Source organism: Nocardia acididurans (assembly GCF_016741815.1).
GTDB lineage: Bacteria > Actinomycetota > Actinomycetes > Mycobacteriales > Mycobacteriaceae > Nocardia > Nocardia acididurans.
Genome location: NZ_JAERRJ010000009.1, coordinates 345,800 through 364,737, shown reverse-complemented (window position 1 = coordinate 364,737; position 18,938 = coordinate 345,800). Strand labels below are relative to the sequence as shown.

Annotated in this window: 18 protein-coding genes; 12 read left to right on the top strand and 6 right to left on the bottom strand. The window is 69.1% G+C overall.

The window, feature by feature from the left end; all coding sequences use genetic code 11:
* The first annotated feature begins 37 nt into the window (after nucleotides 1-37).
* The 4 genes from JK358_RS24860 (at nucleotide 38) to JK358_RS24845 (ending at nucleotide 3,635) form a co-directional block, all read left to right on the top strand.
* Nucleotides 38-706 carry a DUF3239 domain-containing protein gene (locus JK358_RS24860; protein WP_201951166.1) on the top strand — a complete coding sequence of 223 codons (669 nt, stop codon included), beginning with the start codon at nucleotides 38-40 and terminating at the stop codon, nucleotides 704-706.
* Nucleotides 707-747: 41 nt separating this feature from the next.
* Nucleotides 748-1,386 (top strand): LysE family translocator, encoded by a 639-nt coding sequence (locus tag JK358_RS24855; RefSeq protein ID WP_201951164.1) that lies wholly within the window; start codon nucleotides 748-750, stop codon nucleotides 1,384-1,386.
* Between the two features lie 96 nt (nucleotides 1,387-1,482).
* Nucleotides 1,483-2,907, top strand: coding sequence for a M1 family metallopeptidase (locus tag JK358_RS24850; protein WP_232851791.1), 1,425 nt, complete (start codon nucleotides 1,483-1,485; stop codon nucleotides 2,905-2,907).
* Nucleotides 2,908-2,990: 83 nt separating this feature from the next.
* Nucleotides 2,991-3,635 carry a LysE family translocator gene (locus tag JK358_RS24845; RefSeq protein WP_201951162.1) on the top strand — a complete coding sequence of 215 codons (645 nt, stop codon included), beginning with the start codon at nucleotides 2,991-2,993 and terminating at the stop codon, nucleotides 3,633-3,635.
* Nucleotides 3,636-3,718: 83 nt separating this feature from the next.
* Here the strand turns inward: JK358_RS24845 and JK358_RS24840 are convergent, their stop codons facing one another.
* Entirely contained in the window at nucleotides 3,719-4,894 is a 1,176-nt protein-coding gene (locus JK358_RS24840) for a pyridoxal phosphate-dependent aminotransferase (RefSeq protein WP_201951160.1), read from the bottom strand.
* A gap of 32 nt (nucleotides 4,895-4,926) precedes the next feature.
* Nucleotides 4,927-5,880, bottom strand: a complete 954-nt coding sequence (gene sigJ, locus JK358_RS24835) for an RNA polymerase sigma factor SigJ (protein ID WP_201951159.1) — start codon at nucleotides 5,878-5,880, stop codon at nucleotides 4,927-4,929.
* A gap of 142 nt (nucleotides 5,881-6,022) precedes the next feature.
* Here sigJ and JK358_RS24830 point away from each other — a divergent pair, with 142 nt between their 5' ends.
* On the top strand, nucleotides 6,023-6,607 hold the full coding sequence (locus JK358_RS24830; RefSeq protein WP_201951158.1) for a GNAT family N-acetyltransferase: 585 nt from the start codon (nucleotides 6,023-6,025) through the stop codon (nucleotides 6,605-6,607).
* 11 nt (nucleotides 6,608-6,618) lie between these two features.
* A complete protein-coding gene (locus JK358_RS24825; protein ID WP_201951156.1) occupies nucleotides 6,619-7,137 on the top strand; it encodes a class I SAM-dependent methyltransferase in 519 nt (172 codons plus the stop codon).
* On the opposite strand, the gene JK358_RS24820 is transcribed toward JK358_RS24825, so the two are convergent.
* From JK358_RS24820 to JK358_RS24810, 3 genes are all read right to left on the bottom strand, one after another.
* On the bottom strand, nucleotides 7,134-8,219 hold the full coding sequence (locus JK358_RS24820) for a 3-deoxy-7-phosphoheptulonate synthase (protein ID WP_201951154.1): 1,086 nt from the start codon (nucleotides 8,217-8,219) through the stop codon (nucleotides 7,134-7,136). The two genes, JK358_RS24825 and JK358_RS24820, sit on opposite strands and share 4 nt — an antisense overlap.
* Before the next feature lie 218 nt (nucleotides 8,220-8,437).
* Nucleotides 8,438-8,800, bottom strand: a complete 363-nt coding sequence (locus JK358_RS24815; RefSeq protein WP_201951152.1) for a PH domain-containing protein — start codon at nucleotides 8,798-8,800, stop codon at nucleotides 8,438-8,440.
* Between the two features lie 61 nt (nucleotides 8,801-8,861).
* Nucleotides 8,862-9,743, bottom strand: coding sequence for an oxidoreductase (locus JK358_RS24810; RefSeq protein WP_201951149.1), 882 nt, complete (start codon nucleotides 9,741-9,743; stop codon nucleotides 8,862-8,864).
* Nucleotides 9,744-9,921: 178 nt separating this feature from the next.
* On the opposite strand from JK358_RS24810, the gene JK358_RS24805 reads away from it, so the two are divergent.
* The 4 genes from JK358_RS24805 to JK358_RS24790 all read left to right on the top strand — a co-directional run bounded on the left by JK358_RS24805 (nucleotide 9,922) and on the right by JK358_RS24790 (nucleotide 13,430).
* Nucleotides 9,922-10,086, top strand: a complete 165-nt coding sequence (locus JK358_RS24805) for a DUF5993 family protein (RefSeq protein WP_201951138.1) — start codon at nucleotides 9,922-9,924, stop codon at nucleotides 10,084-10,086.
* Nucleotides 10,083-10,742, top strand: a complete 660-nt coding sequence (locus tag JK358_RS24800) for a disulfide bond formation protein B (RefSeq protein ID WP_201951135.1) — start codon at nucleotides 10,083-10,085, stop codon at nucleotides 10,740-10,742. Before JK358_RS24805 ends, JK358_RS24800 begins: the two co-directional genes overlap by 4 nt.
* 145 nt (nucleotides 10,743-10,887) lie before the next feature.
* A complete protein-coding gene (locus tag JK358_RS24795) occupies nucleotides 10,888-12,504 on the top strand; it encodes a (2,3-dihydroxybenzoyl)adenylate synthase (RefSeq protein WP_201951125.1) in 1,617 nt (538 codons plus the stop codon).
* A 50-nt stretch (nucleotides 12,505-12,554) separates the two neighbouring features.
* Nucleotides 12,555-13,430 (top strand): oxidoreductase, encoded by an 876-nt coding sequence (locus JK358_RS24790; RefSeq protein WP_201951122.1) that lies wholly within the window; start codon nucleotides 12,555-12,557, stop codon nucleotides 13,428-13,430.
* Nucleotides 13,431-13,477: 47 nt separating this feature from the next.
* Here the strand turns inward: JK358_RS24790 and JK358_RS24785 are convergent, their stop codons facing one another.
* Nucleotides 13,478-14,824: a salicylate synthase gene (locus JK358_RS24785; RefSeq protein WP_372440717.1), complete on the bottom strand. Its 1,347-nt coding sequence runs from the start codon at nucleotides 14,822-14,824 to the stop codon at nucleotides 13,478-13,480.
* 194 nt (nucleotides 14,825-15,018) lie between these two features.
* On the opposite strand from JK358_RS24785, the gene JK358_RS24780 reads away from it, so the two are divergent.
* Complete coding sequence (locus JK358_RS24780) at nucleotides 15,019-17,382, top strand: glycerol-3-phosphate 1-O-acyltransferase (RefSeq protein ID WP_201951111.1); 2,364 nt, start codon at nucleotides 15,019-15,021, stop codon at nucleotides 17,380-17,382.
* Nucleotides 17,379-18,902, top strand: a complete 1,524-nt coding sequence (locus tag JK358_RS24775; RefSeq protein ID WP_201951108.1) for an HAD-IB family hydrolase — start codon at nucleotides 17,379-17,381, stop codon at nucleotides 18,900-18,902. Before JK358_RS24780 ends, JK358_RS24775 begins: the two co-directional genes overlap by 4 nt.
* The last annotated feature ends 36 nt before the right edge of the window (nucleotides 18,903-18,938 follow it).

Genomic DNA, 18,938 nt, shown 5'->3' with positions numbered 1-18,938 from the left:
GTGGAGGATTTGCCTCCATAAGGCGGGAGGGACGCACGTGCGACGCTTCGAATTCGCGGTGGACCGTGAGCATGCCCGGGCGGTCAACGAAGTCGTCGCCGATCTGCGGCGGCTGCGGATCGCGGCGATGACCGTGGCCGCCGTGCTGTGGCTCGGCACCGCCTTCCTGGTGTGGCTGAATCATCCGTGGTCGTACCTGCTGGCCGTGGCCTTCGCGCTGGGCGCGGCCACCTCACTGTTCATCGGGCTGTGGACGCCGCATCGCGGGCGCGTCGACAAGCTGTACGCCACAGGCGAACTCGTGCCCGCCGTGGTGTCGGAGACCTCCAAGCGCGGCACCATCCTGCTGGCCCTGGTGGATCTGGCCAAGCCGAATGCCGACGGGCCGCGCTACGCGCTCATCACCCGCACGGTCCGCACCCTGCCCGGCCATCGCGCCCAGACCGGCGAGCGGGTTCCGGCGGTGACGGTGCGCATCGACCGCGCGCCCGCCGCGGTCGGGGAACTGTGGCAGTCGGTGAGCACCATGCCCATCGCGTGGGGCACCCGCGACCTCAACATCATCGAGAACGCCCGGCAGTCCATCCGCGAGGTCGAGTGGAAGCTGCTCACCGACAATCTGGACCTGGCGGCCAAGGTGCGGCGGGTGGATGCCAAGCGGCTGCTGCTCGATCCACAGCAGCTACCCGAAGAGCTCCGGCGATAGCGCCCGGAAACCGCCTTGCGGTGCGGGCATAGACTGGGTCGATGATACCCGCCGCGAACCTGCTGGCGTTTCTCGTCGCCGCAGTGGTCCTCATCGTAATTCCCGGTCCCGGTGTGCTTTTCGTGATCGGCCGGGCACTGTCCGCCGGTCGCCGGGCCGCACTGCTGTCGGTGCTGGGGCACTCCATCGGGGTGCTGGGCGTGCTGATCCTGGTGGCCGCCGGGCTCGGCGCGATCCTGCAGGCATCCGCCGTCGCGCTCACCGTCGTGAAACTCGCGGGTGCGCTGTATCTGATGTACATCGGCATCCAGGCGATCCGGGAGCGGCGATCGCTGCGAGAGGCCCTGGGCACCAGCGCCGAGGCCGCGCACAACCGCCGCGCCTTCCGGCAGTCGGTGCTGGTGGGACTCACCAATCCGAAGGCCATCGTCTTCTTCTCCGCGGTGCTGCCGCAGTTCGTGGATCCCGCGAGCGGGCTCATGCCGGTGCAGCTGATGATTCTCGGGTTGATCTTCCTGGCCATCGCCCTGGTGTCCGACAGCGCGTGGGCGCTGGCGGCAGGGTCGGCGCGCAGCTGGTTCGCGCGGTCCCCGAAGCGGCTGGACGCGGTCGGCGGCGCGGGCGGCGTCATGATCATCGGCCTGGGTGCGAGCGTGGCGGTCTCGGGCAACAGTCACTGAGGTCGCGCAACACGCAGCCGGGGCTCGGGGACGGGTTCCGGGCCCGGCGGCGGCTAGCATCGGCGCATCGACGGCAGGCGGGAAGGGGCGGAATTCTTGTTCGGGGCACGGGATATCAGGCGCGGCTGGTGGCGGTACGCGGCGGTGAGCGCGGTACTGCTCGCCGGTGTGGGAGCGGCTCCCGCGCAGGCGGATCCGGCCGATCCGACGGTGGGCGCGCCCGGCCTCGGTGATCCCTACTATCCGCTGGACGGCAACGGCGGCTACGACGCCACGCACTACGACGTCACCATCGGGTACGACCCGCCCACCCGTCAGCTCACCGGCGCCACCCGCGTGGACGCCGTGGCCACCCAGCTGCTGCGCGTGTTCAACCTCGATTACAGCGGCCCGCAGGTCACCAAGGTGTCGGTGAACGATATGCCCGCCTGGTTCGACCGCACCGACGAGCACGAACTGGTGATCACGCCGCTGATCCCGCTGCTGCCCGGCCTGCCGTTCTCGGTGCGGGTGGAGTACGCGGGCGAGGTGACCGGCACCGACGGCGAGGGCTGGGTGCTCTCCCCCACCGGCGGCGCTTTCGTTGCGGGCGAACCACATTCGGCCACCAGCTGGTACCCGCTCAACGACACGCCGCTCGACAAGGCGACTTTCGCGCTGCACGCCACGGTGCCCGCGGAGTGGGAGGTGATGTCGAACGGCCTGAAGACGCGCGACGTCGTGAACGGCCCGAACCGCACCACCGACTGGGAGATGCGGCAGCCGATCATCGGATATCTCACCACCATCGCCATCGACAAGTTCGAATTCCTGGATCAGGTGCGCGCCAACGGAACTCCGCTGCTGAGCGCCTTCGCCCCCGACGCGCTCGACGCCAAGGAACTGGAACTGCGGCTGCCGGAGATCCTGGACTTCTCCGAGGAGCTGTACGGCCCGTACCGATTCGATGTAGCGGGCGGCATCTACGTGGACACCGAACTCCAGTTCTCGCTGGAGACCCAGTCGCGGCCCATCTACGCGCCGTGGACGGATCTGCAGACGGTCGTGCACGAGATCGCGCACCAGTGGTGGGGCGATTCCATGTCGATCAAGCAGTGGTCCGACATCTGCCTGAACGAATGCTTCGCCAGCTACACCGCCGACTACCTCTGGCCCGAACGCAAAGAGGGCCTGGACGTGGACGCCGAGTACCGCAGCACGCTGGCCGAGTACTACGACAACCCCAAGTTCTGGCAGGTGCCGCTGCAGAATCCGGGTGTGGACAGGGAATTCACCTCGGTCTACTACCGCGGCCCGCTGTTCCTGCACGCGCTGCGCCGCACCATCGGCGACGAGGTGTTCTTCCCCGCGATCCACGAATTCGTGAACAAGAACGCCTTCGGGAACGCCTCCATGCCGGAGTTCCGGAAATTCGTGCAGTCACGAACGGAGCAGGACCTGACCGGATTCTTCGATGCCTGGCTGGATCGCGAGGAACCACCCGCCGACGAGTACCTGTACCCGGGCTCGCTGCGCACCTAGGCGCGACTGGACGCGGCGGCGCGGTCCAGTACTGCTCCACTGGCCCGCGACAGGGCAGCACATGACCGAGCAGCATCGAAGGCATGATCGAGACGACTGCGGTGCTGGGTGTGGCGGTGGCGGCGCTGGGCATGGTGCTGACGCCCGGCCCGAACATGATGTACCTGGTCTCCCGCACCGTGTCGCAGGGCCGCCGGGCGGGCCTGGTCTCCCTGGCCGGGGTGCTGGCGGGGTTCCTCGTCTACCTGGTCGCGGCGGCCGCGGGGATCACTGCGGTCTTCGCCATGGTCCCCGCGCTGTACCTGACGCTGAAGCTCGCGGGCGCGGCGTATCTGCTCTGGCTGGCCTGGAAAACGCTACGGCCGGGCGGGATCTCGCCCTTCGCCCCCGAGGAGCTGCCCGCCGACCCCACCCGCCGCCTGTTCACCATGGGCCTGGTGACGAACCTGCTGAATCCCAAGATCGCGATCATGTACATGGCGCTGATCCCGCAATTCGTGGTGCCCGAACACGGCCGGGTGTGGTTGCAGAGCCTGGGCCTGGGCGCGGTGCAGATCGCCGTGGCCGTCACCGTGAACGGACTGATCGTGCTGAGCGCGGGCATGGTGGCGACGTTCCTCGCCGGACGGCCGCTGTGGCTGCGTGCCCAGCGCGCGGTCACCGGCACGGTGCTGGGCGCGATGGCGGCGCTGGTAGCCACCGACCGTGCTCGCCCAGTGCCCGCTTGAGGCGGATACCCCTACCCGTCATTCCGGGGCAGCCGCCGAGAGACGCGGCCGCCCAGAGGCGACCGTCTACGGGCGCGGGCTGATCAGCCGACGCGGACGCCCGCGCGGAGGCGGCGTACGCCTTCGGCGATGGTCTCCTCCTTCTTGCAGAAGGTGAAGCGCACCAGGTGATTCCAGGAGGCTTTGTCGTCGGCGAAGACGCTGACGGGGACGGCGGCGACGCCGAGGCGTTCGGGGAGTTCGCGGCAGAAGGCGTAGGCGTCGGTCGCGCCGAGGGGGGTGATGTCGGCGCAGACGAAATAGGTTCCGTCACTGCGTTTCACAGCGAAGCCGGCGTCGGCGAGGGCGGCCGAGAGGCGAAGTCGCTTGTCGGCGAGGGTGTCCCGGAGGGCGGCGACCCACTGCTGTTCGTGCTGCAGGGCGTGGGCGACGGCGGGCTGGAAGGGGCCGCCGCCGACGAAGGTGAGGAACTGTTTGGCGGCCAGGACGGCGTCGAGCAGCGGCGCGGGCGCGCAGGCCCAGCCGATCTTCCAGCCGGTGACGCTGAAAGTCTTGGCGGCACTGGAGATCACGACGGTGCGCTCGAACATGCCGGGCAGGGTGGCGATGCTGATGTGCTGGTGGCCGTCGAAGGCGAGGTGCTCGTACGCCTCGTCGGACATGACGTAGAGATCGTGTTCGATCGCGAGTTCCGCGATGGCGGTGAGGTCGGCGCGCGAGAGCACGGTGCCGGTCGGATTGTGCGGTGAATTCACCAGCAGCATACGGGTTTTCGGGGTGATGGCGGCGCGCAGGCTGTCCAGGTCGAGGGCGAACCCGTCACCCTCGGGCACCAGCCGCGCGGTGCGGCGCTGTGCCCCCGCGAGGGCGATGGCGGCGGCGTAGGAGTCGTAGTAGGGCTCGATGAGCACCACCTCGTCGCCCGGTTCCACCAGCCCGAGAATTGTCGCGGCGATGGCCTCGGTCGCACCGACGGTGACGAGCACCTGACTGTCCGGGTCGTAGTGCGTCCCGTACCGCCGCGCGCGATCAGCGGCCACGGCCTGCCGCAGCGCGGGCACCCCGCGCCCGGGCGGGTACTGGTTGAATCCGTCCGCGATGGCCTGCCGCGCCACCTCGAGCATGCCCGCCGGGCCGTCGGAGTCGGGAAACCCCTGCCCGAGATTGACCGCGCCGTGCTTGACAGCGAGTTCGGTCATCTCGGCGAAGATCGTCGAGGCGAAGGGCCGCAGCCGGGCGACAGTCGGTGTGGAGGGCATGTCCGGAGGATAGTCCACCAGCGGAAATGGTTTCAGTGCGAGCCGAAGGCGTCCGGGCGGTCGGCGGGCAGCCGGATGCCGGTGAGCTTGGCGGGGTTGACCAGGTCGTAGATGCTCCAGACCTGGCCGTCACGGACGGTGAAGGCGTAGACGCGCAGCGGTGAGCCCGGGTAGCCGTCGCGCGGGGCGCGTTCGTGGACGAGCAGGCCGAGCTGGCCGTTGACGAGGACGAGTTCGAATTCGCCGGGGCCGATGGCGGTGACGTCGTCGAGGCCGTATTTGCGTTTGAGGCCCAGCCACAGGCGGGCGTTCTTCTCCACGCCCTCGACCACATTGATGGCGGTGGCGGTGGTGCCGCCCGCGTCGCCGATGGTGCGCACCTCCGGATGCAGTGCTGCCACAACGGCATCCACATCACCCTTGTAGAGGGCTTCGATCAGCAGTTGCACGGCGGCATTGTGCTCGTCGTCGGTCACCGGTTCCGGTGCGCGCGCAGCGGCTTTGCGTGCCCGCACCGCCAATTGGCGTGCGGCGTCGGCGGTTACGCCGAGGATGCCGCCTATCTCCTCGAACGGCACCGCGAATCCGTCGTGCAGGACGAAGGCGATCCGCTGCGGCGGGGTCAGGGTGTCCAGCACGACCAGGGCGGCCAGGCGGGCGTCCTGCCTGCGGACGACGGCGGCCAGTGGATCGGGGGTGCTGGAGGGCAGCGCCGAGGTGACGACGGGTTCCGGAAGCCATTGCCCCACATAGCGTTCGCGGCGGGCGGTGGCGCTGCGCAGCCGGTCCAGGCAGATGTGGCTGACGACGGTGGTGAGCCAGGCGCGCAGATCCTCGATCTCGTGCTGGCGGGCGACGGCGAGGCGTAACCAGCTCTCCTGCACCGCGTCCTCGGCGTCGGTGACGCTGCCCGTCAGCCGATAGCCCACCGAGAGCAGATGCGGCCGATGGGATTCGAACAAGTCGGCGAGAAGAGCGGCAACCATCGCATCGATCCTACGGCCAGTGTCCCGGACGACCGTCACCGGTCCCGGAACCTCCGGTCGCCGTCGCCGCACCGCGGATCCGGAGGCGCCCGCGCCGGGAAACCTCATGCGCCCACCGGCGATTCCATGTCAGCATGACTCGATGGAGGACGCGCAGACCCTGACCGACGGAACGCTGTGGTTGTCGCCGCCCGCGGCGCCCGATATCGACGCCATCACCGCCCGCTGCCAGGAGCCCTCACTCGGCGAATGGACCACCATGCCGGTCCCCTACCGCCGCGCCGACGCCGAGAAGTTCGTCTACGACATCGTCACCCCGGGCTGGGCGAGCCGCCGCCCCACCTGGGCGCTGCGCCCGGCGGCGGACGGCCCGGTGGTCGGCATGATCGGCCTGGGCACCCCCGACGTCCACCGTGACAGCGATGCCGCCGAGATCGGCTTCTGGCTCTCGAGCGCGGTGCGCGGCCGCGGCCTCATGACCCGGGCGGTCGAGTTGGTCTGCACCGCCGGTTTCGATCCGGCCCTGTTCGGATTCCAGCGCATCGAATGGCGGGCCTTCACCGGCAATCACGCCTCGGCGGCGGTGGCGCGCCGCGCCGGCTTCCGCTACGAGGGCCTGCTACGCGGCGGCGGCCTGCAGCGCGGTGTGCGCCGCGACATCTGGATCGCGGGCCGCCTGGCCACCGATCCCTCCACTCCGGCCCGGGACTGGCCCGACGACGTCTAGGAGCACCGATCATGGCGAGCGACAACAGATTCGAGTGGATCGCCGACACCATGCGGGTCGGCCCGGACGATCGCGTCCTGGAGATCGGGGCCGGTTCGAGCCCCTCGGTCGCGTATCTGGCGGCCAGGCTGAAGTCCGGCGAGGTGGTGGCCGTCGACAAGTCCGAGACCGCCGTCACGCGATCGGCGAAAAAGCATGCGGCCCTGGTCGATTCGGGGCGTGTCCGGTTGCTGACGGCGGCCCTGGACGATGCCCTCCCGGGGAAGCTCGGGCCGGGCGGTTTCACCAAGATCCTGGCCGTCAATGTGAATCTCTTCTGGACGGCCCGCCCCACCGCGGCGCTGGCCGTCGTCCGGGAGTTGCTCGCGCCGGACGGCTCGCTGTATCTGGTCTACGGCTACGGCGACCCCGACGGTCCCTCGGAAAGCCCGAAACCCGCCTCCGCCAAGCTGATCGGTTACTTGACGGAGGCGGGTTTCACGACCCGGACCGTGTCCTCGGGCGACCTGCTCTGTGTGGTCGCGACCTAGCCGCGACGGGCGGTGACGGCGTCGGCGAGGCGGTCGAGCTGGGCGGCGGTGACCTCCCAGTCGAGGCAGGCGTCGGTGATGGACTGGCCGTAGGTGAGGTCCTCGGACTTGCCCAGGGTGAGGTCCTGGCGGCCCGCGACGAGGAAGCTCTCCATCATGAGGCCGACGACGGTGCGCTCGCCGGCGGCGATGCGCTCGGCGATATCGGTGACCACGTCGACCTGCTTGTTGTGGTCCTTGTTGCTGTTGCCGTGTGAGGCGTCCACCACGAGGCGCTGCGCCAGCGACGACTTCTCCAGGCGGAGCAGGGCTTCCGCGCAGGAGGCGGCGTCGTAGTTGGTGCCGTTGCTGCCGCCGCGCAGGATGACGTGGCAGTCCGGGTTGCCGGCGGTGCGGATGAGCGCGGAGCGACCGTCGAGGTCGGTGCCGGGGAACACGTGGCTGGCGGCCGCGGCGCGCACGCCGTCCACCGCGACCTGCACGTCGCCGTCGGTGCCGTTCTTGATGCCGACCGGCATGGACAGCGCGCTCGACAGCTGCCGGTGCACCTGGCTGGCGGCGGTGCGCGCGCCGATGGCGCCGTACGACACCAGATCCGAGATGTACTGCGGCGTAATGGGATCGAGGAACTCACAGGCCACCGGCAGACCCAGGCCGGTGATGTCGACGAGCAGCCGGCGGCCCAGGTCCAGGCCGGTGTTGATGTCGAAGGAGCCGTCCAGGTGCGGGTCGTTGATCAGACCCTTCCAGCCCAGCGTGGTGCGCGGCTTCTCGAAGTAGACGCGCATGACGACGTGCAGCCGGTCGGAGAGTTCGGCGGACTTGGCCGCCAAGCGGCGGGCGTAGTCCATGGCGGCTTCGGGATCGTGCACCGAGCACGGGCCGACGATGACCATCAGGCGGTCGTCGTCGCCGTTCAGCACGTCGACGGTGGCCTTGCGGCCGGCGCGCACGACATCGGCGAGGGTGTCGTCGATGGGGTGCACGCCGCGGATATCGGCGGGCGAGCGTAGCGGGCTCACATTGAGCGTGCGCTGGTCGTCGAGGTCGGCATGCCTGTCGAGATCGGCGGCGAGGGTCATGATCGTGGGTTCCTTTTCTCAGGCCGGCCCACGCGGAAGAATTCGAAAACCCTTGGGAGCCGGTCTGTGTTCTTCCGGCTCGGGGTGGGAGGTCAGCGCAGGTTCACGCCGCCAGGCCCACCCGGGGCCGGCTGGCTAAACCAGAAATACACGCGCTGCATGCCGGGGACTGTACCAGAAATGACAGAACAAGAGTGTGGCGTGCGACACTGCGGCAACTACCTGGCGATGTAGTGCAGGATCACGTCGTGCACGTGGCGAGCCTTCTGATCGCCGCGGAATTCGACCTCGTAGGTGTGGTGGCCGGTGCTGATCGCGATATGCCCGGAGGAGAAGAAGGCGCCCGCGAAGGATTTGTTGGAGATGACGCTCACACTGCTGATCCGCGAATAGGGGACGCTGGTGATGGCGACTTTCTTACCGACGAAGGAATTGTCCTGGATGATGACGCGACGGTCGGTGAGCCCGAGGAATCCGGTGCCCACGCCGATGGCGTCGTAGACCGCCAGGATCTGTTCCCCCTGCAGCAGGCCCTGCTGGATCTTCTCCAGCTGCTCGCGGCGGTCATGCGGAATGCTCATGCGTCCCAGCGTATTGGCTTTCTCGCACGCGTAAATCCGTTACATTTCAGCGAATTCCAGGCTACTTCCGCAGGAAAGGGTAGTTGACCTTGGTGAGCTGTTCGGACAGCTCCCACAGCCGCCGCGCCGTCATCTCGTCCCGGGAGGCGGCGGTGGAACCGCTGCGGCCCGGGTGGCCGCGCAGGCCGCGGAATCCGGTGGGGCCGTAGTAGGTTCCCGGTTCCACCTCGGTGGTGGCGGCGAACAGTGTTGGCAGCGCGCCCATTTCGGCGCTCTGCGCGAACAGCTTGTTGCCGATGGCCATGAACCGGTCCTGGATGGACTCGGTGTGCGACTGCAATTCGGTGGCGGCGTAGCCGGGGTGCGCGGCGACGGACAGCTTGGCGGAGCCCGCCGCGGTGAGCCGGCGTTGCAATTCGTAGGCGAACATGAGGTTGGCCAGCTTCGACTGCCCGTAGGCGGCCCAGCGCTGATAGGCGCGCCGCTCCCAGTTCAGGTCCTCGAGGTCGATGCGGCCCATGGCGTGCGCGCCACTGGACACCGTGACCACGCGGTCGCGGATCTTGTCGAGCAGCAGCCCGGTCAGTGCGAAGTGGCCGAGATGGTTTGTGCCGACCTGCATTTCGAAGCCGTCGGCGGTGCGACCCTGCGGCACGGCCATGATGCCGGCATTGTTGATCAGCACATCGGCCGCGTCGACGCCGTCGGCGAATTCGCGCACCGAGGACAGGTCGGCGAGGTCGAGGCGGCGCACCGCGACGCCCGCGCCGATCTCGCTCGCGACGGATCGGCCCTTCAACTCGTTGCGGCAGGCCATGATCACCTGCGCGCCCGCCCCCGCGAGCGCCCGGGCGGTGACCGCGCCCAGTCCGCTGTTGGCGCCGGTGACGATGAACGTCCGCCCGCTCTGATCCGGGATGTCGGAGATGTCCCAACCACTCACCCGACCGAGTCTAGGGGCGCGGGAGCGGGACCGGGCGGTCTCGCCGTGAACCCGAGTGCGCCACACCGCCCGCGCGCCCGTGCCGAGAGATTGCCAATCACCGTTACGGGCACCGACGACGGCGTGTCCACAGTGCATTAACTTGCTATGACCTGCGCAAGCGGTAGCGTCCGCGACCATGGACACCATAATTTGGGCTGGTTTGCTGGCGGTTCTGGTGTTGATCTACCGACAAAGTTCGCGCCGCGTCGTCCTGGCGTCGTGGTGGGTCGTGCTGATCCTGACCGGCCTGCTGCTGCGGCATCACATCACCAGCGGCCTCGGACTGGGACTCACCTGGTGACCGCCGCGACGAACGACACCGCGACCGCACCGCGCACCGGCGCCCTCGGACAGGTGCAGTACTGGCTGGCCGTCATCTTCGTGGTCGGCTGGACCGGCGTCGTCTGCGGCGGCCTGGCCGTGCAGTTCGGCACCTGGGACTACCCGTGCCCGCTGTGCATGGTGCAGCGCAACTTCATGACCCTGGCCGTCCTCGGCGGCGCGTTCATCGTGCGAAAAGGCATGGCGGGCACCATCTCCCGCCGCGACTACATGACCGGCTGGGGCCTGTGCATCGTGGCCTGCTTCGGCGGCGGCTTCGCCTCCTGGCGGCAGACCATGCTGCACATCCTGCCCGGCGACAAGGGCTACGGCGGCGCGGTGCTCGGCCTGCACCTGTACGTGTGGGCGTGGATCCTGTTCGTCGCGGCGATCGCCACCATCGGCGTGGTGCTGGCCTTCTCCGCCGAGACGGCGGCCACCCGGATTCCGACCGGCGGGCTGCACGAGCTGATCGGCAGGCTGGCGCTGTGGTTCGCCGGGATCGTCATCGTGATCAATCTGGTGGCGGTGTTCTGCCTGGCGGGCCTGCACTGGTACCTGCCGGACAATCCGTCCTGCTATCAGCTGTTCCACGATCTGGGGATCCTGAAGGGCGACTGCCCGGTCCTCGAGTGACCGTCCGCGCGCGCAGGCACGGCCCCGCACCGGTCAGGGTGCGGGGCCGTCGCGTTTTTCCGGGGCGGACTGTCGCCATGGGATAGGGTTGCCTAACCTATTCAGCAGGACCGTTCATCAACCTGCTCGAAGCGTGAGGCCAGACGTGACTTCCCCGACCACTGCCGCCCAGGACCACCGCGACGGCTTCGTACCCTTCCCCGCCGATCTGGCCGAGCAGTACCGCGCGGCCGGGTACTGGGCCGGAGCACCGCTCGGCGAACTGCTGCGGACCGCCGCCCGGCAGTGGCCCGAGGCCACCGCACTGGTCACCGCCGACGGCAGCCTCACCTACGCCGAACTCGACGCCGCCGCCGATCGCACCGCGCACGGCTTCCTGGCGCTCGGGCTGACGCCGGGCGACCGCGTGGTGGTGCAGCTGCCCAATGTGCCGGAGTTCCTGCGGGTGCTGTTCGGGCTGCTGCGCGCCGGAATCATTCCGGTGCTCACGCTGCCCGCGCATCGGCGAGCCGAGATCGAGCATCTGACAAGGCTTTCCGGCGCCGTCGCCTATCTGATCGCGGACCGGCTGGGCGATTTCGACTACCGTGCGCTGGCCGGTGAGGTCGCCGCCGCCGTGCCCACCCTGGAGCATGTGCTGGTGCTGGGCGATCCCGGTGCGTTCACAGATCTGAATTCCGTGGCCGCCGAGGGCGATTCGCTGCCCGAGGTGGACGCGAACGATATCGCGCTCATGCTGGTGTCCGGCGGCACCACGGGGCTGCCGAAGCTCATCGCGCGCACGCACAACGACTACGCCTACAACGCGAAGGCCAGCGCCGAGGTGTGCGGGCTCGGCCCGCGCGACGTGTATCTCGCGACACTGCCCGCCGCACACAACTTCCCGCTCGCCTGCCCCGGCATCCTCGGCACGGTGGCCACCGGCGGCGCGGTCACCTTCACCCTCGACCCGAGCCCGGAGAACGCCTTCGCGGCCATCGAGAAGTACGGCGTGACCGTCACCGCGCTGGTGCCGCCGCTGGCCCAGCTCTGGTGCGCCGCAACCGAATGGGAGGAGGCCGACCTGTCCACGCTGCGGCTGCTCCAGGTCGGCGGCGCGCGCCTGGCCGAGGTGAACGCGGTCGAGGTGACCCCGGCGCTGGGCGCGAAACTGCAGCAGGTGTTCGGCATGGCGGAGGGCCTGCTCAACTACACCCGCCTCGACGACTCCGACGAGCTGATCACCACCACGCAGGGCCGCCCGCTCTCCCCGGCCGACGAGGTCCGGGTCGTGGACGGCGACGGCAACGACGTGGCCGACGGCGAGGAGGGCGAGCTGCTCACCCGCGGCCCGTACACGCTGCGCGGCTACTACCGTGCGCCGGAACACAATTCGCGCGCCTTCACCCCGGACGGCTACTACCGCAGCGGCGATCTGGTGCGCCGGCTGCCGTCGGGTCACCTGGTGGTGTCCGGTCGCATCAAGGATGTGATCAACCGCGGCGGCGAGAACATCTCCTGCGACGAGCTCGAGGAGCACCTGCTCGCCTACCCGGGCGTCCGGCACGCCGCCGCCGTGGGCCTGCCCGATGCCGCGCTCGGCGAAAAGGCTTGCGCCGTACTGGTGGTCGAGGGTGACATGCCCACACTGGCGCAGATCAAGACGTTCCTCACCGACCGCGGCCTGGCCACCTACAAGCTGCCCGATGTGCTGCGTCAGGCCGACAGCCTGCCGATCACCGCGGTCGGCAAGATCGACAAGAAGGCGTTGCGCGGAGCCTGAGGCCACGCTCGCGGGCTGCCGATATCGGTCACACGTCCTAGAGTTCTCGTATGGGTGGGTGGAACGCAGCGGATATCCCTGACCAGACCGGACGCACACATGTCGTCACGGGAGCCACCAGCGGCCTCGGCGCGGCCACCGCTCGCGCCCTGGCCGGCGCGGGCGCGACGGTGATCATGGCCTGCCGCAACGAGATCAAGGCGCAGGCGGTGGCCAAGACCATCGACGGCACGGTGCAGGTGCGCGCCCTGGATCTGGCCGACCTGGCCTCCATCCGGCGATTCGCCGACTCGGTGGAGGGAGCCGATGTGCTCGTCAACAACGCCGGTGTCATGGCGGTGCCCAAGAGCCACACCGCCGATGGTTTCGAACTGCAGATCGGCACGAACTTTCTCGGCCATTTCGCGCTCACCGCGCTGCTGCTCGACCGCATCGCCGACCGCGTCGTGAACGTGTCCAGCGTGACGCATCACATAGGCCGGATCGACCTGGACGACCTGAATTGGGAGCGGCGCGCCTACTCCCGCTTCGGGGCGTACGCGCAGTCGAAACTCGCTCTGCTGCAATTCACCACCGAACTCCAGCGCCGATTACTGGCGGCCGGATCGCGGAAACTGGCGGTGGCCGCGCATCCGGGATACGCGGCCACCGACATCAATTCCAAGACCGAGAACCTGCTCGAGTCCCTCATCAACCTGGGCAACCGGTTGATCGCGCAGAGCTCGGCGGCGGGCGCGCTGCACTCGGTGTACGCCGCCACGGCCGCCGTGGAACCCGGCGGCTACTACGGCCCGTCCGAATGGTTCGGCTGGAGCGGCCCGCCCGGCCGGGTGGGCACCAGCGGCGCGGCCCGCGACGAGAAGACCATGCGGCTGCTGTGGAAACTCGCCGAGGAGCTCACCGGCATCGATTTCCCGGTGAGCTGACGGGATCGAAGGCCCGCGCCGGCTACGGCGCAGACCCTCGAGGTATCTCAGGCCTTGACCACGTAGGGCGCGACGCTGCCCAGCTTCTCGCATGTCTCCTCGAACTCGCGCTCGGGCCGCGACTGCCCCACCACGCCCGCGCCCGCGCGCAGCCACGCGCCGGTCGAGGTCTGGTAGACGGCGCGCAGCACGAGGGTGGCCTCGAGTTCGCCGTCCGGCGAAACCGTCACCACCGCACCGGAGTACAGGCCGCGCTGATCGTGGTCGAGGCGGAACACCGCGTCCACGCCGCCCGCCTTCGGGATGCCGGAGGCCGTCACCGAGGGGAACAGCACCTGCAGCGCGTCCCACGGGCTGCGGTCGGCGGCCAGCCGGCCGCGCACGGTGGAGGCCAGATGCTGCACGCTGCCGCGTTCCCGCACGGCCATGAAATCGGAGACGGCGGTGGTGTCGGGTTCGGCGACGGTGGCGATCTCGGCGAAGGAGGTCTGCACCGAAATGGCGTGCTCGACAATCTCCTTGGGGTCGCTGATCAGATCGGCGCGCGCGGCCATGTCGAGGTCCGAGCCGCGGCCGAAGGCGCGGGTGCCGGCCAGCGGTTCGGTGGTGACCACGCGGTCGCGGTCCACCGAGGCCACCAGTTCCGGACTGAACCCGGCGGCCTCCAGGCCGCCCAGGCGCAGCAGGAACGAGCGCGCGGGGGTGTTGTTGGCCCGGCCCAGCCGGTAGGTGGCCGGAATGTCCACGGCGAAGGGCAGATCCACCTTCCGGGACAGGATGACCTTCTGGTACTTGCCGGCGTTGATCTCGGCGACTGCGGTGGCGACGCGCTCCGGATAGCCGGTCGGGTCGATGCCGATGTCCACCGGATGCGGGACGGGCAGGGCCTTGCCCTGCGCGGAGCCGATCAGCGCCAGGATGTCCCCGGCCTCGTCGGTGGTGGCCCCGGAGATCTGGATCCCGCTCGAGTCCATGCGCACCTCGATGCGCGGAATCATGATCTGCGCCACGGTGGCTCGCGGGTGCACGTGTTCGGTCGCGCCCAGGTACCAGGCGCAGAATTCGAATCCGATCCAGCCGTAGGCATTGCGGCGGCCGACGGGGAGGCCGGCCAGCGCGGTGTCGACGACCTGTGCGGGGCTGCCGGTCCACGGCCCGCGGGTGGTGTCGCCGCCCCAGGTGACGCGCAGTTCGTCGGCGTCGAGTTCGACGCTGCCGACGGGGTCCGCGGCGAACACCCACGCGCCTGGCTTCTCGTACACCACGTACTCGCCGAAGCGATCCGATGCGGCGAGGGCCGCCATGGCCGCGACGGGGTCGGTGACCCGTGCTGGGGACAGTGCCGCCGGACTGTTCGCAAACTCCAGCCGCACTCGCTCGTCCGTAGCCGACACCAGGTCCTCCAAGGTTACGCTTACCTAACTTAGTGAGTGAGGTTAGCATTACCTAGCCCTGCATGGCGCAGCAGGCGGGAGCCGATTACATCACGAAGACCCGCCGCGAAATCCTCCCCATGTTCCGCCCCGCACCACACCGGTTTTCGGCTTGAATGGAGATCGTCACCACGTGTGTGCGGAGGGATACGACCATGCTCGACCACGACAGTCGGCTCCCAGAAGCCGGCACCACCCCCGGATCGGTCGTCGCCCTCGTCGACGCCACCAGCCGCGTCGAACGCGAACTCGTCGGCAACTGGCTCAGTGAAGGCGGGATCGCGCAGGAGTTCGGCACCAGCGCACCCGTCACCCAGCTCGACCTCGACCCCGAGGCCGTGGCCGACCGCCTCGTCGGCCGGGTCGACGACCCACTCGTGGTGCCCGTACGCGTGCTGTGGCTGCCGCCCGAACGAGACGGCGTGCGGCGCACCACCTTCACCGACCTCGCGACCCTGTCGAACCCGCGCAAACCCAACAAGTTTCTGCAGCGGCGGCTGGTGCGGAAAGCACCCGACCGGCATCTGGTGCTCACCGGGCAGCCCGCCCGGCTGAGCGAGCTGCGCGCCAACAATCCCGGCACCGTCGCCGCACCGGAAGCCTTCGCGCGCGCCATCGTTCGCGCGGGCATCGTCGCCCTGGAACGCGCCGAACGCGCGGTCATCGGCGACCGGTACAAGGTGCCGCGACTGGTCGCCGAGGAAATCCTCGACTCGCGCGAATTCCTGCGGCGGCTCGACACCATCGCCGAAGCCACCGGCGTCCCCGTCCGCGATGTGCACCGGCGCGCGGAGAAGGCGCTGCGCGAACTCGTCGCGGCGCAGAGCCGATTGGTGTCGGACCTGTTCACCCAGGCCATGCGCCCCATCCACGCGTCCACCTGGAAAGTCGACTCCGAGGAGAACGGCCTGGACCGGCTGCGCACCCTCAACCGGCGCTATCCACTGGTGTTCCTGCCCTCGCACCGCTCCTACGTGGACGCCTTCGTGCTCGGAGACATCCTGGCGCGCAACGACTTCCCGCCCAACCACGTCGTCGGCGGGGCCAACCTCAGCTTCTGGCCGCTCGGACCCATCGCGCGGCGCACCGGAACCGTGTTCATCCGGCGCAGTTTCGGCGACGACGAGGTGTACAAGGCCGTCGTCGAAGAATATTTCGCCTACCTGCTCGCCAAACGATTCAACCTGGAGTGGTACTTCGAGGGCGGGCGCACCCGCACCGGCAAACTCCGGCCACCCCGCTACGGCCTGCTGAACTACCTTGCGGCGGCCCTGCGTTCGAAACGCATCGACGACGTCATGCTGGTGCCCGTCTCCATCACCTACGAGCGGCTCAACGAGATCGGGGCCATCGCCGACGAACAGACCGGCGGCAGCAAGAAACCCGAGGGGCTCACCTGGCTGGCCCAGTACGTGCGCAACCAGCAGCACTCCGCCGGGCACGTGTACGTGCGCTTCGGGACCCCGCTGTCGGCACGGGAACGCCTTGCCGCACACGGGGATCCACTCCAGGCGCACGGCATCACCGCCGAGGACGAACTGCTCGAACTCGAGCATCGCGCGGTGCAGCGGCTCGCCTTCGAGGTCGCGGTCGGCATCAACGAGGTCACCCCGGTCACCGTGAACGCCCTCACCACCCTGGTGCTGCTCGGCGTGCACGAGCGCGCCCTCACCCGCGACGAACTGCGCACCGCCATCGCACCCGTCCTCGGCTACCTGGAGGGCCGGAACCTGCCGCGCGGCGAACTCGCCACGCTCCGTGACGATCACGGGCTCGCGGTGGTGCTCGAACAGCTCGCCGTCGCCAAGGTCGTCACCGTGTACCGCGGCGGGCTGGAACCGGTGTACTCCATCAACGCGGGCGCGCACCTGGAAGCCGCGTTCTACCGCAACAGCGCCGTGCACTGGTTCGTCAACCGGGCCATCCTGGAACTGGCCGTGCTCACCGCCGTCGAAGCACCGGAGGGTGATCAGCTGCGGGCCGGCTGGGAGGCCGCCTACCGGCTGCGGGATCTGCTCAAATTCGAGTTCTTCTTCCCCGAGCGCACCGAGTTCACCAGCCAGCTCACCACGGAAATGCTGCTGGTGGACCAGCAGTGGCATCGGCGCACCGCCGCGGGCACCGTCGGCGCGGACGTCCTGGCCCAACTCGCGGGATCCGGCTTCATGATGGCGCACCGCGTGCTCCGCTCCTTCTTCGACGCGCAACTCGTGGTGGCCGAACGGCTCGCCGCACGCGACCCAGCCCAGGCGCTCGACAAGAAGGTGTTCATCGACGAATGCCTCCAGGTCGGCAAACAGATGCTGCTGCAGCAGCGGCTGCACAGCCCCGAATCCGTCTCCTCCGAATTGTTCGGCAGCGCACTGAAACTCGCGGACAACCACGGACTGCTCAGCGGCGACGACCCATTCGACCTGACCGCACGGCGCATCCGCTTCGCCGCGGAACTGCGCGATATCAGCGCCCGCATCTCCCGGGCCGCGGTCCTGGATCCGTCCAACCGGCTGGACGCGCTATGAGCCATCGGGCATCCGGCGTCGCGGAGGGCACCCGGCCGCGCCGGCGACTCCGCCCCGGAGTCGGCATCACGCAACAGCCCATCGGCGCAACGGAACTCGACGACGCCATCGCCGCCATCCGCACCGGGCCACGCGGACCGGGCAGCGCCGCCGTCTTCGACTTCGGCGGCACCGTGGTGGCCGGATTCAACCCGCCGCCGCTCATGAGCCGAATCATGGGGCGGCGCACCGGAAATCGGGTGCTCACCGCCACCATGCTCGGCTCCATCCGCGGGGCGCGCAGCGAGGGCGAATACGAGCGGTTCCTGCAGTTCGCCATGCACACCTGGGCGGGCATCCGCGAAACCGAGCTGGAAGAGCTGGGGGCGCAACTGTTCCAGCAGTCCGTGCACGGGCACGTGTACCCGGAGGCGTGGCGGCTCATCCGCGAGCACGAGGCCGCCGGACACACCCTGCTGCTGGTCAGCTCGCTCACCCGGTACCAGGTGCAGCCGGTCGCCACCGAACTCGGCATCCCGAACGTGCTGTGCACCACCATGAGCGTCGCCGACGGCGTGCTCACCGGGCACGTGGATGGAAAACCCCTGTGGCGCAACGGCAAAGCCGAGGCCGTCCGCCGGTTCCTGGCCGCACGAGATATCGAGCTCGCCGACGTCCGCGTCTACGCCGACGCCGCACCCGACCTGCCGCTGCTGCAGCTCGCCGGACATCCGGTAGCCGTCAACCCGGATCCGCGCGTGGTGCTGGAGGCCGCCGAAAAGGACTGGCCCGTCCTGCATTTCCGGCCCCGGCAGGAACCCAGGGCCACCGACTACGCGCGCACTCTCGGCGGCTTCGGCGGGCTGCTGGGCGGCGCGCTGGTCGGGGTCGCCGCCAAGGCGCACACGAAACAGCGCCGCCAGATGGCGGATTCGATGATGACCTTCGCCGCCGACTCCACCCTGCGCGGCAGCGGTGTGAAGGTCCGCGTGGCCGGAGCCGAGAACGCCCGCGCCCCACGGCCCGCCGTCTTCCTCTTCAACCACCAGAGCCAATTCGACATCGTGGTGCTGGCCGAGGTGCTCGGCACCGGATTCACCGGCATCGCCAAGAAGGAGGTCACCAAGAACCCGGTGTTCGGCCCGCTCATGCGCCTGGTCGAGGTCACCTTCATCGACCGCGCCGACACCACGGCCGCCAAGGCCGCGCTCACGCCGGTGGTCGAAACCCTCCGGGGCGGACTGTCGGTGGTGATCGCACCGGAGGGCACCCGCTCGCTCACCCCGCGCATCGGCCCCTTCAAGAAGGGCGCGTTCCACATCGCCATCCAGGCCGGAGTCCCGATCATCCCGGTGGTCATCCGCAACGCGGGCGAAATCGCCTGGCGCAATTCGGCAATCGTGCGCAAAGGCGTCGTCGACGTGGCGGTGCTATCGCCCATCGACGTGAGCGGCTGGGATCCCGCCCAGATGGACGCCGACATCGAGCGGGTGCGGCAGCTGTTCACCGACACCCTGCTGCACTGGCCCGAAAGCGAATAACTTCTTCCCTCTGTGCCCCGCGACCCGCAGGGTCGC